The sequence below is a fragment of the Pseudomonas sp. VA159-2 genome, from assembly GCF_024126635.1.
GTDB classification, from domain to species: Bacteria; Pseudomonadota; Gammaproteobacteria; order Pseudomonadales; family Pseudomonadaceae; genus Aquipseudomonas; species Aquipseudomonas muyukensis.
In genome coordinates, this window is the sequence record NZ_JAMYBV010000074.1 from 1 (window position 1) to 1,268 (window position 1,268).

The window sequence follows — 1,268 nt, forward strand, 5'->3', positions numbered from 1 at the left end:
TGTACGGGACACCCACATCGGTTACACAAAAGTTCACTCACATAGGTGACAACACCTTGAGTGTTACATAACCATCGGTGGCATCCCGCACATCGACTCTGCCAAGGATGATGGGACCGAAAATAACATCCCAGACGCCATCCCCAACCTGCTCCAGGCCAATGGTCTGGTGCTTGAGCACATACCCTACGTAGATCCTCAAGCCCCGGCGGTTGATGATGCCGCAGCTATCAGCCGGCAAGCTCTCGATATGACTGGGATAGGCCATCTCGGGGAGCTTTTCAGGGAACTGGCGTGGCGAGGGCTGGTAGCAAGACGCCGGTGTTTTCTGGTTCAGTGCCTCATGCAAGCGCTCGTGATTGTAGTGCTGCCGGAAACGATCAAAGTGCCGTTGTTGAGCCTCCCAGGCCACTGCCGGCGGTGATGGGAGCGTGCTTTTTAGCGTCCGATGCATGCGTTCGTGGCGGCCATTTTGTTCAGGCCGACCAGGCGCAATGCGCTCGGGAATAATGCCTAGACGCAGCCACCAGATCGATAGCTGAGAAAGTCCCGCGCGCCCCTTACTGGCAAACGGTACACCGTTATCGGTACGAATCCGCTCAGGTAGGCCATTCTCCCGGAACACTTGGGTGAAAACGGCCTTCGTTTCCAGCAGGTTGGTATTGGGCATGCTGTGACAGGCGAGCAGGAAACGACTGGCGTGATCCATGATCGTCAGCGGATAGCACCAGACGCCTGCACCTGTCAGAAATTGACCTTTGTAGTCCGCACTGAACAGCTGGTTAGGCGACTCTGCCTTCTCCAGTGGCTTGGGATAGATCGCTACCCGCTGACGTAAGCGGCGTGGTTTGACCAACTCGGCCTTCTTGAGGATGTTGTAGATCGCTGTCTTCGAGGGCGGTGCCTGATCAGGGAAACGCTCCTGCAGCGCCGCCTGAATCTTTTTCGGACCCGGTTCCGTTTCGCCTCGACTGCGCAATTCGATGATGGCTTCGCGAACTGCAGCGGGTACGACCCAGTCCTGGGTCAGCCGGCGGCGGCTGCGCTCTTCCAGCCCCGAAGGCCCCTCTTTCTCATATCGCTCGACCCATTTGTAGCCGGTCTTTCGGCTGATCTCGTAGGCTTGGCACAGGGCGCTGAAGCTGGGCGGCCCCTGCAGGTAATCAGCGATGAAAAGCATTTTCAGGTCCATAGGTTTCAGCTCTCGCCAAGGCATGGTCAGATCCTCAAAAACCGACCCTGCCAGTTAAAGACTGTTACCTATGTGC

General features: G+C 57.0%; 1 protein-coding gene. It reads right to left on the reverse strand.

Annotated elements, in window-relative coordinates:
- Positions 1-37: 37 nt before the first annotated feature.
- On the reverse strand, positions 38-1,216 hold the full coding sequence (locus tag NJG22_RS24405; RefSeq protein WP_253098490.1) for an integrase core domain-containing protein: 1,179 nt from the start codon (positions 1,214-1,216) through the stop codon (positions 38-40).
- Positions 1,217-1,268 lie beyond the last annotated feature (52 nt).

Coding starts and splice junctions, on each gene's coding strand:
- NJG22_RS24405 (WP_253098490.1), bottom strand. CDS start 1,216: ATGCCTTGGCGAGAGCTGAAACCTATGGACCTGAAAATGCTTTTCATC.